Source organism: Streptomyces sp. enrichment culture (assembly GCF_964273255.1).
Lineage (GTDB): Bacteria > Actinomycetota > Actinomycetes > Streptomycetales > Streptomycetaceae > Streptomyces.
Window position 1 is genome coordinate 5,251,760 of sequence record NZ_OZ186835.1, and the last position, 14,331, is coordinate 5,266,090.

General features: G+C 73.5%; 11 protein-coding genes. 3 read left to right on the forward strand and 8 right to left on the reverse strand.

Annotation, left to right across the window (positions count from 1 at the left end):
* Window positions 1-67 precede the first annotated feature (67 nt).
* Window positions 68-559: an N-acetyltransferase family protein gene (locus ACSU53_RS22815; protein ID WP_437030488.1), complete on the forward strand. Its 492-nt coding sequence runs from the start codon at window positions 68-70 to the stop codon at window positions 557-559.
* Window positions 560-585: 26 nt separating this feature from the next.
* On the opposite strand, the gene ACSU53_RS22820 is transcribed toward ACSU53_RS22815, so the two are convergent.
* Window positions 586-1,770, reverse strand: a complete 1,185-nt coding sequence (locus ACSU53_RS22820; protein ID WP_437030490.1) for a MarP family serine protease — start codon at window positions 1,768-1,770, stop codon at window positions 586-588.
* A gap of 290 nt (window positions 1,771-2,060) precedes the next feature.
* Between ACSU53_RS22820 and ACSU53_RS22825 the strand changes: the two genes are divergently transcribed.
* Together ACSU53_RS22825 and ACSU53_RS22830 are read left to right on the forward strand one after the other, a co-directional pair.
* A complete protein-coding gene (locus ACSU53_RS22825; RefSeq protein WP_437033354.1) occupies window positions 2,061-2,891 on the forward strand; it encodes a peptidoglycan recognition protein family protein in 831 nt (276 codons plus the stop codon).
* The gene (locus ACSU53_RS22830) at window positions 2,875-3,069 is read left to right on the forward strand and encodes a hypothetical protein (RefSeq protein ID WP_437030492.1); all 195 of its coding nucleotides are present in this window, start codon (window positions 2,875-2,877) and stop codon (window positions 3,067-3,069) included. Before ACSU53_RS22825 ends, ACSU53_RS22830 begins: the two co-directional genes overlap by 17 nt.
* Before the next feature lie 386 nt (window positions 3,070-3,455).
* Here ACSU53_RS22830 and ACSU53_RS22835 read toward each other — a convergent pair whose 3' ends face one another.
* From ACSU53_RS22835 to ACSU53_RS22865, 7 genes are all read right to left on the reverse strand, one after another.
* Window positions 3,456-3,977: a DUF4240 domain-containing protein gene (locus tag ACSU53_RS22835; protein WP_437033356.1), complete on the reverse strand. Its 522-nt coding sequence runs from the start codon at window positions 3,975-3,977 to the stop codon at window positions 3,456-3,458.
* A 201-nt stretch (window positions 3,978-4,178) separates the two neighbouring features.
* Complete coding sequence (locus ACSU53_RS22840) at window positions 4,179-5,153, reverse strand: helix-turn-helix transcriptional regulator (protein ID WP_437030495.1); 975 nt, start codon at window positions 5,151-5,153, stop codon at window positions 4,179-4,181.
* A gap of 100 nt (window positions 5,154-5,253) precedes the next feature.
* Window positions 5,254-7,956 (reverse strand): pyruvate dehydrogenase (acetyl-transferring), homodimeric type, encoded by a 2,703-nt coding sequence (gene aceE / locus ACSU53_RS22845; RefSeq protein ID WP_437030497.1) that lies wholly within the window; start codon window positions 7,954-7,956, stop codon window positions 5,254-5,256.
* 447 nt (window positions 7,957-8,403) lie between these two features.
* Window positions 8,404-9,027, reverse strand: coding sequence for a GntR family transcriptional regulator (locus ACSU53_RS22850; protein ID WP_432055293.1), 624 nt, complete (start codon window positions 9,025-9,027; stop codon window positions 8,404-8,406).
* A gap of 238 nt (window positions 9,028-9,265) precedes the next feature.
* Complete coding sequence (gene sucB / locus ACSU53_RS22855) at window positions 9,266-11,083, reverse strand: 2-oxoglutarate dehydrogenase, E2 component, dihydrolipoamide succinyltransferase (protein ID WP_437030499.1); 1,818 nt, start codon at window positions 11,081-11,083, stop codon at window positions 9,266-9,268.
* A gap of 62 nt (window positions 11,084-11,145) precedes the next feature.
* Window positions 11,146-12,534, reverse strand: a complete 1,389-nt coding sequence (lpdA, locus tag ACSU53_RS22860) for a dihydrolipoyl dehydrogenase (protein WP_437030501.1) — start codon at window positions 12,532-12,534, stop codon at window positions 11,146-11,148.
* Window positions 12,535-12,758: 224 nt separating this feature from the next.
* Entirely contained in the window at window positions 12,759-14,297 is a 1,539-nt protein-coding gene (locus tag ACSU53_RS22865; RefSeq protein WP_437030503.1) for a leucyl aminopeptidase, read from the reverse strand.
* Window positions 14,298-14,331 lie beyond the last annotated feature (34 nt).

The following is a 14,331-nucleotide window of genomic DNA, read 5'->3' on the forward strand; positions in this document are numbered from 1 at the left end:
CATCCTGCCGTCCCGGGCACCGGAACGGGCGACCGCGGCGGCGCGTCCCGGACGTACAGTGGCCCCCATGCCCGAGGTGCACATACGCCCCGCCAGCCCCGACGACGAGGAGCCGCTCGCCCGCCTCGACCGGGACACCTGGTCCCCGCTGCACGCCGTCACGCCGCGGCCGGAGCCGCCGTACGGGCCCTTCTTCACCGAGCGGTGGGGCCCGCCGGACCACCTCGTCGCCGAGTACGCGGGCCGGGTCGTCGGCTACGTGCGGCTCGGCTTCCCCACGCCCCTCGCCTCCAACGCGCACGTCCGTCAGATCGCGGGCCTCGCCGTCGCCGAGGACGCCCGCGGCCTGGGCGTCGGACGGGCCCTGGTGCGGGCCGCCGTCGCCGAGGCCCGGGCCCGCGGCGCCCGCCGCATCACCCTGCGCGTCCTCGGCCACAACGCCCCGGCCCGCGCGCTCTACGCCTCCGAGGGCTTCGTCGTCGAGGGCGTCCAGCCGGAGGAGTTCCTCGTGGGCGGCGCCTACGTCGACGACGTCATGATGGGGCGGTCCCTGGTCTGAGGCCAGCGTGCTCCGGACGACGGGCCCTACGACGTGACCAGCTCGCCGGTGTCCACCGGCGCCGTCGCCTCCGCCGCCCGCTCCGCGTCCTCGGCGACCTCCGCCGCCGTGAGCACGTAGCCGGTCTCCGCGTCGGACGTCGAGCGGGCGAACACCACCCCGTACACCTTGCCGTCCGTGGTCAGCAGCGGTCCGCCGGAGTTGCCCGGACGGACGGTGGAGCGGATCGAGTAGATCTCGCGGGTGACGGTCGCGTCGTTGTAGATGGTGCGGCCCCGGGCCTGCACACGGTTGGCGACCGTCGCCGCCTGGAGGTTGAGGTCCCCGTCCTGCGGGTAGCCCGCCACGACCGCCGAGTCGCCGCGCCGGGCGTCGTCCTCGAACCGCAGCACCGGCGCCCGCAGCCCCGGCACCTCCAGCACCGCGACGTCCTTCGCCGGGTCGAACAGCACCACCTGCGCCCGGTACGCCCGCCCGACGCCGCCCACCTGCACCGTCGGACGGTCGATGCCCGCCACCACGTGCGCGTTGGTCATCACCCGCTCCGGCGCGTACACGAAGCCGCTGCCCTCGCGGCCCTGCGTGCCGGCCACGCCCTCGACCTTCACCGTGCTGCGCTGCGCGGCACGGGTGGCGGCGGCCGTCACGCTGTCCCCGGAGGGCTCGGCGACCTCGGCGGTCGACTCGTTCTCGAACGGGTTGAACACCTGCGGGAACCCGGCCTCGGTCAGCGCCGAGGTGGCCCGCGAGAACCAGCCCGGGGTGGTGTCCGGCATCGCGTCCTGCACCGCGCCGAGCAGCCGGGAGTCCCGGATCGCCGAGGTGACCAGCGGTGACGAGGAGGCGCCCAGCACCGACGCGGCCACCCACGCCACGATCAGCACCGCCACCGCGTTCGCCGCCGCGCCCCCGATCCCGTCCGCCACCCGCAGCGGGCCCCGGTCCAGCTCCCGCCGCAGCCGCAGCGCGAGCCGTCCGGCCAGTTCGTGGCCCACCACGGCCGGCAGCAGCACCGTGAGCACCGCCGTCACCGTCGCCCGGGTCGTCCCCGGCGTCACCAGGTCCATCACCCAGGGCAGGATCCACACGCCGATCACCGCACCGCCCACGAAGCCGGCCAGCGAGACACAGCCCGCCAGCAGCCCGCGCCGGTAGCCGGACGCGGCGTAGGCCAGGACGATCAGCAACAGCAGGATGTCGAGCAGGTCCACGCACGCCGCCTTTCTCTCGGACCCCCTCATACGTGGGGGAGGGGCCCGGTGATCAGCCACGCGCGCCGTCGGCCGTCGGAAAGGGGCCGGTCCGCGCGCGTACACCCGGGAAAACGCCGCGGACCCGGACGATGGTTCCACCGGGTGGCACAGTACACATCGCGGGCGGAGCCGATCGGTCCCACAGTGGACCCATGCGTGTCCCCAGGAGACCGCGAGGGGCGCGGAAGCGCCGCGCCTCCCGGATACCCGGCCGGCCCGGCACCCCGGGCCTGCCCAGGGCGGTCACGGTGCCGCTCGGCTGTCTGCCGGGCGTGGCAGCCGCCGTCGCCCTGGTGCTGTGCGCCCACGGCGTCGAACGCGCCGCCGAGGCCACCGCGCGGCCCGCCGCACGCGGGGCGCCCGTCCACACGGCGCCCCGGCCGCACATCCTGCCGCGCGCCACCTGGGTGGGCGAGGACGCGCGCGAGCAGCCGCCGCCGCGCTACGACGACGGCATCGTCGCCGTCTTCGTCCACCACACCGACTCGCCCAACGACTACGCCTGCGCCGAGACGCCCGAGGTCATCCGCCACCTGTACGAGGGACAGATCCTCGGCCGGGACTTCGACGACATCGGCTACAACTTCCTCGTCGACCGCTGCGGCGTGGTCTACGAGGGCCGGGCGGGCGGCACCGACCGGCCCGTCACCGGCGCCCACACCCAGGGCTTCAACCACCGCACCGTCGGCATCGCCGCCATCGGCACCTTCACCGCCGGCACCCCGGTGCCCAAGCCGATGCTGCACGCCATCGCCACCCTGGCGGCCTGGAAGCTGGGCCCCTCCGACACCGACCCGCGGGCCGAGGTGCGGCTGGTGTCGAGCAACGGCGGCAGCCGGTACGCGGCCGGCACCGCCGCCACCCTGCCCGCCGTCGCGGGTCACAACGACGGCTACGAGACCAGCTGCCCGGGCGCCGCCCTGCACGCCCGACTCCCGCAGATCCGGGAGATGGCGGCCGAGATGCAGGGGCGCGCGTCCGACGCGCGACGGGAGACCCGCCGGATCGGGGAGGCGTCCGCCGCCCTGCCGTCCGGCACGCAAGCAGACCGGAGAAGGGCCGATGAACGACAGTCATGATCGAAGTACCGTCCGGACCGGCGCCCTGCGCGCCCCCTGGACGGTCCTGTGCGCAGCCGCGGCCGTCATCCTGGGCCCCCCGGCCCACACCGCCTCCACACTCACCCAGGCCAACGCCGCGCCCCGCCACCCGGCCCTCACCCCGGTCCCGGCCCGCCACCGGCATCCGGTGCCCTGACCCCCCGGCCGGGGACGGCCGTCCCCGGCCCTCACCGGCTCCCGGGGCCCTCACCGGCTCCCGGGGCCCTCACCGGCTCCCGGGGCCCTCACCGGCTCCCGGGGCCCTCACCGGCCCCGCTACGGACCTCACCGGCCCTCACCGGCTCCCCCGACGGGCCCCGACCGGCGCCGCCGGGTTCCGGTGAGGACCGGCCCGGACCGCTCGGGGGTGGTCCGGGCGCCCGCGGTGGTCCGAGCGCCCCGGAACCGGACGCGCTCGACGCGCTCGACGCGCTTGACGCGCTTGACGCGCTCGACATGCGAAGGCCCCTCCGGACCCCACCACGCACGGGGCCCGGAGGGGCCTTCACCTCACACCGTGCCCGCGTCGGCGGGCGGGCGGCCTCAGTCCCGGAAGCGGGCCCACAGGCGCGGGTAGCGCTCCGCCAGGACCTTCTCGTTCTCGAAGTCGAGCGGGGCCCCCTCCGGTTCGGCGGGACCCGGGGGCAGTCCGAGGTCGGGCGCGACGGAACCGGTGAGCTGCTCGTACGCCTCGTCCGCCGCGTAGCCCAGTTCCTCGCCGTCGCCGTCGACCTCCTCGTCGAAGTCGTCGTCGAGCAGGTCGGCCAGCGCGTCCGGGTCGTGCAGGGCGCCCTCGAAGACCTCCCGGCCCTGCCCGATCAGCCAGCAGCGGAAGTAGTCGAACGCGTCGTCGCTCGCCCCGTCCAGCAGCACCCAGGCCGCGCCCCACAGGTCCCAGCGGTAGGCGCGGTGGTAGCGGGCCTCGAAGTGACGGGCGAAGTCCACGACCGCGTCCGGATCGAGCCGCAGCAGCCGCTCGACCAGCAGGTCGGCCTGCTCCTCCGGGTCGCCCTCGGCGTCCTCCCGGGCGGCGTCCACCAGCTCCCAGAACTCCGTCTCGTCCATCACGCTGTCCAGCATCGGCCCTGCGCCCCACCGACGCACCCGCAGTGCGCCACGCCGGGACACGCCCCGGACAACCGGGCCGCCCGGCCCGGGGCACGCGCAGGCACCGGGGCGGGCCCGGGGAGCGGGCGGGCCCGGGAAACAGGTGGGGCCCGGGGCTCCTGCCGCCCCGGTCGTGCTCCCGGCCCGGCAGGGCGCCCCTCAGCGCCGGTACAGGTCCGCCTGCCGTGCCGCCTGCTCGGCGAACCGTTCCCGCAGCGACGCCGGGGCCAGCACCTCCGCCTCCGCCCCCAGGGCCGTCAGCTGCGCGTGCGCGACGTCCTCGGACTCCACCGGCAGGGTCACCCGCACCCACCCCGCCGCGTCCGGGGCGTCCGCCTCCGACAGCGCCTCCCGGGCGGACAGCGGATCCACGGCGTGCGGCAGCCGCCGCACCCCCTCCGCGGAGAGCCGCACCACCACCTCCGCCCGCAGGATCGAGCGCGCGAACTGCTCCGCCCGCTCCTCCCAGAACGCCGGGAGGTCGAAGTCCGCCGCCCGCTCGAAGCGCTCCGCGGACGCCTCCACCGCCGTGAACCGGTCGATCCGGTACACCCGGAACGCCCCCTGCTCCGCCACCCGCGCGCACAGGTACCACACGCCCGCCTTGAGCACGAGGCCGTACGGCTCCAGGTGCCGCTCGACCTCGGCCTCCCCGCGCCGGTAGCGGGCGGTGACCGTCCGGTCGTCCCACACCGCGTCGGCGACGGCGGGCAGCAGCCCGGGGGTCGACGGCTCGCGGAACCAGTTCGGCGCGTCCAGGTGGAAGCGCTGCGCCGCCGTCCGGGAGGCGTCCCGCAGCGAGGGCAGCAGCGCGGCCGACACCTTCAGCCGGGCCGCCGAGGCCGCGTCCTCAAGCCCCATCTCCCGCAGCGCGCCCGGCACCCCGGACAGGAACAGCGCCTCCGCCTCCCCGCGGGCCAGCCCGGTCAGCCGGGTGCGGTAGCCGCCGATCAGCCGGTAGCCGCCGGCTCGCCCCCGGTCCGCGTACACCGGGACCCCCGCCTCCGACAGGGCCTGCGCGTCCCGGGTGACGGTGCGTTCCGACACCTGAAGCTCCCGCGCCAGTTCGGCCGCGGTCATGGACGGGCGGGACTGGAGCAACAGCACCATCTTGATCAGCCGGGCAGCACGCATGCGCCCATCATGCAAGAAGGCCCCCGCCTCGGCGGGGGCCTTCCCACAGGTCACGGTCACGCCGTCGGACGGCCGCGGTCACACGGCCTTCCGCCGGCCGTCACAGACCGTACTGCTCGCGCGCTTCCTTCACGGCGGTCGCCCGGACCTCGCCGCGCCGGGCGAGCTGGGCGAGCGCCGCGACGACGATCGACTCGGCGTCGACGCCGAAGTGACGGCGGGCGGCCTCCCGGGTGTCCGACAGGCCGAAGCCGTCGGCACCCAGCGAGGTGTAGTCCTGCTCGACCCACTGCGCGATCTGGTCGGGCACCTGGCGCATGTAGTCGGAGACCGCCAGCACCGGGCCCTGGGCACCCTGGAGCGCCTGGCGCACGTACGGCACCCGCTCCTCGCCGCGCAGCAGCGCCTCGTCCGCCTCCATGGCGTCCCGGCGCAGCTCCGTCCAGGAGGTGGCGGACCAGACGTCGGCGGCCACGCCCCACTCCTCGGCGAGCAGCTTCTGCGCCGTCAGCGCCCAGTGGATCGCCGTGCCGGAGCCCAGCAGCTGGATCCGCGGGGCGTTCGCCGCCGGGGTGAGCCCGGCCGACTCGGCCGTGTTGAAGCGGTACAGGCCCTTGACGATGCCCTCGTCGATGCCCGGCACCGACGGCTTGGCGGGCTGCGGCAGCGGCTCGTTGTAGACCGTCAGGTAGTAGAAGACGTTCTGGTCCTCGTCCGGCCGGCCCTCGCCGAACATCCGGCGCAGACCCTCCTTGACGACGACCGCGATCTCGTACGCGAACGCCGGGTCGTAGGTCAGCGCGGCCGGGTTGGTCGCCGCGATGACCGGCGAGTGGCCGTCCGCGTGCTGCAGGCCCTCGCCCGTCAGCGTGGTGCGGCCCGCCGTGGCGCCGACCAGGAAGCCGCGGCCCAGCTGGTCGCCGAGCTGCCACATCTGGTCGCCGGTGCGCTGCCAACCGAACATCGAGTAGTAGATGTAGAACGGGATCATCGTCTCGCCGTGCGTCGCGTAGGACGTCGAGGCGGCGATGAACTCGGCCATGGCCCCGGCCTCGGTGATCCCCTCGTTGAGGATCTGGCCGTTCTTGGCCTCCTTGTAGTACATCAGCTGGTCGCGGTCGACCGGCTCGTACGTCTGGCCCGCGGGCGAGTAGATGCCCAGCGACGGGAACAGCGACTCCATGCCGAAGGTGCGTGCCTCGTCGGGCACGATCGGCACCCAGCGCCTGCCGGTCTCCTTGTCGCGCACCAGGTCCTTGACCAGGCGGACGAACGCCATGGTGGTGGCGACGTTCTGCGAGCCGGAGCCCTTGTCGAAGGCGGTGAACGCCTTGTCGGCGGGCTGGGGCAGCGGCGCGACCGGGTGGACCCTGCGCGCCGGGGCGGGACCACCGAGGGCGGCCCGGCGCTCCTGGAGGTAGCGGACCTCGGGGGAGTCGGCGCCCGGGTGGGCGTAGGGGACCTCGCCGTCGGCGAAGGCGCTGTCGCTGATCGGCAGGCCGAGGCGGTCGCGCATCGCCTTGAACTCGTCCACCGAGAGCTTCTTCATCTGGTGGTTGGCGTTCTTCGACGCGAAGCCCTCGCCCAGGGTGTGGCCCTTGACCGTCTGGGCCAGGATCACCGTCGGCGCGCCCTTGTGGGAGACCGCGGCCCGGTAGGCGGCGTAGACCTTGCGGGCCTCGTGGCCGCCGCGCGAGACGTGGAAGCACTCGAGGATCTTGTCGTCGCTCAGCAGCTTCGCCATCTCGGCGAGCGCCGGGTCCTTGCCGAAGAAGTCCTCGCGGATGTAGGCCGCGTCGCGCGTCTGGTACGTCTGCACCTGCGCGTCCGGCACCTCGCGCAGGCGGCGGACCAGGGCGCCGGTGGTGTCCAGCTGGAACAGCTCGTCCCAGGCGGTGCCCCACAGCGTCTTGATCACGTTCCAGCCGGCGCCGCGGAACTGCGCCTCCAGCTCCTGCACGATCTTGAAGTTGGCGCGGACCGGGCCGTCGAGGCGCTGCAGGTTGCAGTTGACGACGAAGGTCAGGTTGTCCAGGCCCTCACGGGAGGCGAGGGTCAGCGCGCTGGTGGACTCCGGCTCGTCCATCTCGCCGTCGCCGAGGAACGCCCATACGTGGGAGTTGGACAGGTCCTTGATGCCGCGGCTGGTCAGGTAGCGGTTGAACCGCGCCTGGTAGACCGCGGAGATCGGGCCGAGGCCCATCGACACCGTGGGGAACTCCCACAGCCAGGGCAGGCGCCGCGGGTGCGGGTACGACGGGAGGCCGTCGCCGCCGGCCTCGCGGCGGAAGTTGTCCAGCTGGGCCTCGGTGAGCCGGCCGTCGAGGAAGGCGCGGGCGTAGATGCCGGGGGAGGCGTGGCCCTGGATGTAGAGCTGGTCGCCGGAGCCGTCCGCCTCCTTGCCCCTGAAGAAGTGGTTGAAGCCGGTCTCGTAGAGCCAGGCGGCGGAAGCGAAGGTGGCGATGTGGCCGCCGACGCCGTACTTGCTGCCGCGGGTGACCATCGCGGCCGCGTTCCAGCGGTTCCACGCGGTGATCCTGGCCTCCAGCTCCTCGTCACCGTCCACGGCGGGCTCGGCGGACGTGGGGATGGAGTTGACGTAGTCGGTCTCCAGCAGCTTCGGCAGCGGCACGCCGGCGCCCTCGGCACGCTCCAGGGTGCGGCGCATCAGGTACGCGGCACGGTGCGGGCCTGCCGCCTCGGTGACGGCGTCGAGGGAGGCCCGCCACTCGGCGGTCTCCTCGGGGTCGCGGTCCGGAAGCTGGTCGAGCTCGCTCGGACGGACAGCCTTGGGGTCGGTCATGTCGCCGCCTTCCTCAGTCGAAGGGGGTTCCCTCACAGCAAGGGTTCGGGGGTGCCCTAGGTCTTTGGCAGGACAGGGCTGGGGGCTCGGGTGCAAGCCCGCTGGCGACAATAACCCGCTGATCGATGATCGATCAAAGGTTCCCGGGCAAAATCTCTTGATGACGAGAAAGTCGGCACGCGGTGCCTCGCGGCCTGGCACTCGGTGACCTTGAAAGCGCTCCGTTCTCGCAGGTGGGAGCGCATATGAGCGCCCTCGGACCGAGGCGGCGACCCGGACCCACGACCCGCCCCGAGCCCACGGATCGGGCTCGCGCTCACGAACCGCCCTGAGCACGGATCGGGCTCGCGCCCACGACCCGCCCTGAGCACGGATCGGGCTCGCGCCCGCGACCCGGCCCGCGCCCGCGAGCCAGCGTCCGCGAGCCCGCGGTCGGTCCGCCGGGGCTCATGCCCGCGGGGCGCACCCCAGCACGTGGGCCTTGACCATCTCGGCGATGCGCGGGTCCCGGCGCCGGAACGCCGCCACCAGTTCCTCGTGCTCCTCCGCGTAGGACTGCTGGACGGTGCCCAGCCAGCGGATCGACAGCGCCGTGAACACCTCGATGCCCAGGCCCTCCCAGGTGTGCAGCAGCACCGAGTTCCCGGCCGCGCGCACCAGTTCGCGGTGGAAGGCGACCGTGTGCCGTACCTGGCCCGTGCCGTCGGCCAGGCGGTCCGCCTCGTACAGGGCCGCCACGTGCGGCTCCAGCGCCGAGCAGTCCTCGGCCAGCCGGTCCGCGGCGAGCTCGGCCGCGATCGCCTCCAGGCCGGCCCGCACGGGGTAGCTCTCCTCCAGGTCGGCGGCCGTCAGATTGCGGACCCGTACGCCTTTGTTCGGCGCCGACTCGATCAGCCGCAGCGACTCCAGCTCCCGCAGCGCCTCGCGCACCGGAGTCTGGCTGACCTCCAGCTCCGTCGCGATCCGCCGCTCCACGATCCGCTCACCCGGCTGCCAGCGCCCGCTGATGATCCCTTCCAGGATGTGCTCGCGGATCTGTTCGCGCAGCGAGTGGACGACGGGCGCGGTCATGAGAGCTCCTTACGCGGGGGCCCCACCGGTCCCCTGAGGGCGTTCGACGCTTAGACAATACGGCCGCCGCGCCGAACCGGTGGGGCGCACGGGGGCGCTTTCGCCCAGGTGAGACGAGACTTACACGACGACTGTGACGTCGCCCGGCCCGCGCCGCCCGTCTCCCGCCCCCCGCACGGCAGGTGCCCCCGGCCCGGAGACTCCGGACGGGGGCACCTGTTCCGCTGTACGGCGCCGGCTACAGGCCGAGCTCGACCTCGAACTCGCCCGCCTCCAGGATCGCCTTGACGGCCGTCAGGTAACGGGCCGCGTCGGCGCCGTCCACCAGACGGTGGTCGTAGGAGAGGGTCAGGTAGGTCATGTCGCGGACGCCGATGACCGTGCCCTCCTCCGTCTCGATGACGGCCGGACGCTTGACCGTGGCACCGATGCCGAGGATGGCGACCTGGCCCGGCGGCACGATGATCGTGTCGAACAGCGCGCCGCGCGAACCGGTGTTGCTGATGGTGAAGGTTGCCCCGGACAGCTCGTCCGGAGTGATCTTGCTGCCGCGGACCTTGCCCGCCAGCTCGGCCGTGGCCTTGGCGATGCCGGCGATGTTCAGGTCACCGGCGTTCTTGATGACCGGGGTCATCAGGCCCTTCTCGGAGTCCACCGCGATACCGATGTTCTCGGTGTCGAAGTAGGTGATGGTCCCCTCGGCCTCGTTGATCTTGGCGTTGATGACCGGGTGGGCCTTCAGCGCCTGCGCGGCGGCCTTGACGAAGAACGGCATCGGGGAGAGCTTGACGCCCTCGCGCGCCGCGAACGCGTCCTTGGCCTGGCCGCGCAGCTTCATCAGACGGGTGACGTCGACCTCGACGACCGAGGACAGCTGGGCCTGCTCCCGCAGGGCCTTGACCATGTTGTCGCCGATGACCTTGCGGATCCGCGGCATCTTCACGGTCTGGCCGCGCAGCGGGGACGCCTCCAGCACCGGGGTCTTCCGGGCGGCGGCCGGAGCGGCGGCGGCCGGGGCCGGAGCCGGGGCGGCCTTCGCGGCCTCGGCGGCGGCCTCCACGTCCTGCTTGCGGATCCGGCCGCCGACGCCGCTGCCCTTGACGGTGGACAGGTCGACGCCCTTCTCGGCGGCCAGCTTGCGCACCAGCGGGGTCACGTAGGCGCCCTCGTCCGCCGGCTTGGCGGCGGCCGGAGCGGGCTGCTGCGGGGCCGGGGCAGGTGCGGGCGCCGGAGCGGGAGCGGGAGCGGGAGCCGGGGCGGCCTGCTGCGGAGCCGGAGCCGGGGTGGGCGCCGGAGCCGGGGCCGGAGCGGGCTCGGGCTGGGCCGGGGCCTGCTGCTGCGGGGCCGGGGCGGGCTCGGGCTGGGCCGGGGCCTCGGGCGCGGCCGGAGCGGGAGCGGCCGCCGGAGCGGCACCCGCCTCGCCGATGACGGCCAGCTTGGCGCCGACCTCGGCGGTCTCGTCCTCGCCGACCACGATCTCCAGCAGGGTGCCGGACGCGGGGGCGGGGATCTCGGTGTCGACCTTGTCCGTCGACACCTCCAGCAGCGGCTCGTCGGCCTCGACGCTGTCACCGACCGACTTCAGCCAGCGGGTGACGGTGCCCTCGGTGACGGACTCGCCGAGCGCGGGCAGGACCACGTCCGTGCCCTCGGCGGAGCCGCCGCCCGCCGAGGCGTCGGCGGTGGGGGCCGGCGCCGGGGCGGACTGCTCGGTGGACGGCTGGGCCTGCGGCTCGGGGGCCGGGGCCGGGGGAGCGGCCTGCTCGGCCGCCGGGGCCTGCTCGGCGGCGGGCGCCTCGGCCGCGCTACCACCGCCGCTGCCGTCGTCGATCAGGGCCAGCTCGGCGCCGACCTCGACCGTCTCGTCCTCGGCGACCTTGATGGAGGACAGCACGCCGGAGGCGGGCGCCGGGATCTCGGTGTCGACCTTGTCGGTGGAGACCTCGAGCAGCGGCTCGTCGGCCTCGACGCGCTCACCCTCGGCCTTCAGCCAGCGGGTGACAGTGCCCTCGGTGACGCTCTCGCCGAGCGCCGGAAGGGTTACGGAAACCGCCATGGTTTCGGTTGCTCCTTACGAATTGCGGAAGTCTGTGTCGTCGCGCCCGAAGACGGAAGGCGTCAGTCGTGGGAGTGGAGGGGCTTGCCGGCCAGCGCCAGGTGGGCCTCCCCGAGCGCCTCGTTCTGCGTCGGGTGGGCGTGGATCAGCTGCGCGACCTCGGCCGGCAGCGCCTCCCAGTTGTAGATCAGCTGGGCCTCGCCGACCTGCTCGCCCATGCGGTCGCCGACCATGTGGACGCCGACCACGGCGCCGTCCTTGACCTGGACCAGCTTGATCTCGCCCGCGGTCTTGAGGATCTTGCTCCTGCCGTTGCCCGCCAGGTTGTACTTCAGGGCGACGACCTTGTCCGCGCCGTAGATCTCCTTGGCCTTGGCCTCGGTGATGCCCACGGAGGCGACCTCGGGGTGGCAGTACGTCACCCGCGGGACACCGTCGTAGTCGATCGGAACGGTCTTCAGGCCGGCCAGACGCTCCGCCACCAGGATGCCCTCGGCGAAGCCGACGTGCGCGAGCTGGAGCGTGGGGACCAGGTCACCGACGGCGGAGATGGTCGGGACGTTGGTGCGCATGTACTCGTCGACCAGGACGAAGCCGCGGTCCATGGCGACCCCGGCCTCCTCGTAGCCCAGGCCCTGGGAGACCGGGCCGCGGCCGATGGCGACGAGCAGGACCTCCGCCTCGAACTCCTTGCCGTCGGCGAGGGTGACCTTGACGCCGTCCTGGGTGTACTCGGCCTTCTCGAAGAAGGTGCCCAGGTTGAACTTGATGCCCCGCTTGCGGAAGGCGCGCTCCAGCAGCTTCGAGCTGTTCTCGTCCTCGACCGGCACGAGGTGCTTCAGGCCCTCGATGATGGTGACCTCGGTGCCGAAGGACTTCCACGCGGAGGCGAACTCGACGCCGATGACGCCGCCGCCCAGCACGATCGCGGACTTCGGCACGCGGTCCAGCACCAGGGCGTGGTCCGAGGAGAGGATGCGGTTGCCGTCGATCTCCAGGCCGGGCAGCGACTTGGGCACCGAACCGGTCGCCAGCAGGACGTGGCGGCCCTCGACGCGCTGGCCGTTCACGTCGACCGAGGTCGGCGAGGACAGCCGGCCCTCACCCTCGATGTAGGTGACCTTGCGCGAGGCGATCAGCCCCTGCAGGCCCTTGTACAGACCGGCGATCACGTCGTCCTTGTACTTGTGGACGGCCGCCATGTCGATGCCCTCGAAGGTGGCCTTCACACCGAACTGCTCGCTCTCGCGCGCCTGGTCGGCGATCTCGCCCGCGTGCAGCAGGGCCTTCGTGGGGATGCAACCGTTGTGCAGGCAGGTACCGCCGACCTTGCCCTTCTCGATCAGGGCGACGTCCAGGCCCAGCTGAGCCCCGCGCAGCGCCGCGGCGTAGCCACCGCTGCCACCGCCGAGAATCACTAGGTCGAAAACGGTGCTGGCGTCGTTCGCCACGTCACGTCCTCCATGCATGTGCGCCACGCCGGTCTCCAGTGACCGGTCGGCGGCTGGTGTCCGGCCGCTTTTAGGTTTTCGGCCCTTCGGTGGGGCCCTGTCCTGCCGAGCCCTATCCTCGCACTTGTCGAGGCCGTACGAGACGTGGGGCCGTGGTGTGAGACGTCCCACGTCCGCCGCCGGGGCCCCGCCCTACCCGCGTGCGAGGCCCCGGCGGCCGGACATCAGGCCAGGTCGCCGGACGCGGTCAGCTCCGCGAGCCGGACCAGCGTGCGGACGGCCGTGCCCGTGCCGCCCTTGGGCGTGTACCCGAAGGGGCCGCCTTCATTGAAGGCCGGGCCCGCGATGTCGAGGTGGGCCCAGGTGATGCCCTCGCCGACGAACTCGCGCAGGAACAGGCCGGCGACCAGGCCGCCGCCCATCCGCTCGCCCATGTTCGCGATGTCCGCGGTGGCCGAGTCCATGCCCTTGCGCAGGTGCTCGGGCAGCGGCATCGGCCAGGCCGGCTCGCCGACCTCCTCGGCGGCCTCGTGCACGGCGGTGCGGAAGGCGTCGTCGTTCGCCATGATCCCGAACGTGCGGCTGCCCAGCGCCAGCATCATGGCGCCGGTCAGGGTCGCCACGTCCACGATGGCGTCCGGCTTCTCCTGGGAGGCGGCCCACAGGGCGTCCGCGAGCACCAGGCGGCCCTCGGCGTCGGTGTTGAGCACCTCCACCGTCTTGCCGCTGTACATGCGCAGCACGTCACCGGGGCGGGTGGCGGAGCCGGAGGGCATGTTCTCGGCCAGCGCCAGCCAGCCGGTGACGTTGACGTCCAGGCCCAGGCGGGCGGCGGCGACGACCGCGGCGAACACGGCGGCGGCCCCGCTCATGTCGCACTTCATCGTCTCGTTGTGACCGGCCGGCTTCAGCGAGATGCCGCCCGAGTCGTAGGTGATGCCCTTGCCGACGAAGGCGAGGTGCTTCTTGGCCTTGCTGGAGGTGTAGGACAGCTTCACCAGCCGCGGACCGGAGGCGGAACCGGCGCCGACGCCGAGGATGCCGCCGTAGCCGCCCTTGGCGAGGGCCTTCTCGTCGAGCACCTGCACCTTGATGCCGTGCTCCTTGGCCGCCGCCTGCGCGACCGCCGCGAACGCCTCCGGATTCAGGTCGTTCGGCGGGGTGTTGATCAGGTCGCGCGCCCGGTTCAGCTCCTCGGCGACCGCGGTGGCCCGCTCCAGGGCGGCCTTGTAGGCGCGGTCGCGCGGCTTGCCGCCGAGCAGGACGGCCTCGGCGAGCGGCGCCTTGCCCTTCCTGGCGTCCTTGGTGTCGGCCTTGTCCTTGTACGCGTCGAAGGAGTACGCGCCGAGCAGGGCGCCCTCGGCGACCGCGCCGGCGTCGGCGGCGTCGGACAGGGGAAGGGCGAAGGCGGCCTTCTTGGCACCCGCCAGGGTCCGGGCCGCGACACCGGCCGCCTTGCGCAGGGCGTCCGGGGCGTAGCCGGAGTCCTTCTCGGGCTGGGCGCCCAGGCCCACCGCCACCACGAGGGGGGCCTTGAAGCCGGACGGCGCGGGGAGCTTCGTCACCTCGCCCTCGGCACCGGACGCGCCGAGCGTCTCCAGGACGCCGGCGAGCCCGCCGTCGTACGCGTGGTCCACGGCCTCGGCGCCCGGTGCGACGACCGGCGTCCCGGACCCGGACGCGGTGCCCTTGGCGACACCGATCACGATCGCGTCGGCCCGCAGGCCGGGCACCGCGGCGGTGCTGAGAGTGAGAGCAGTCACGGTGGTGAATTCTCGCTTCCGATGTGAAGTTGCT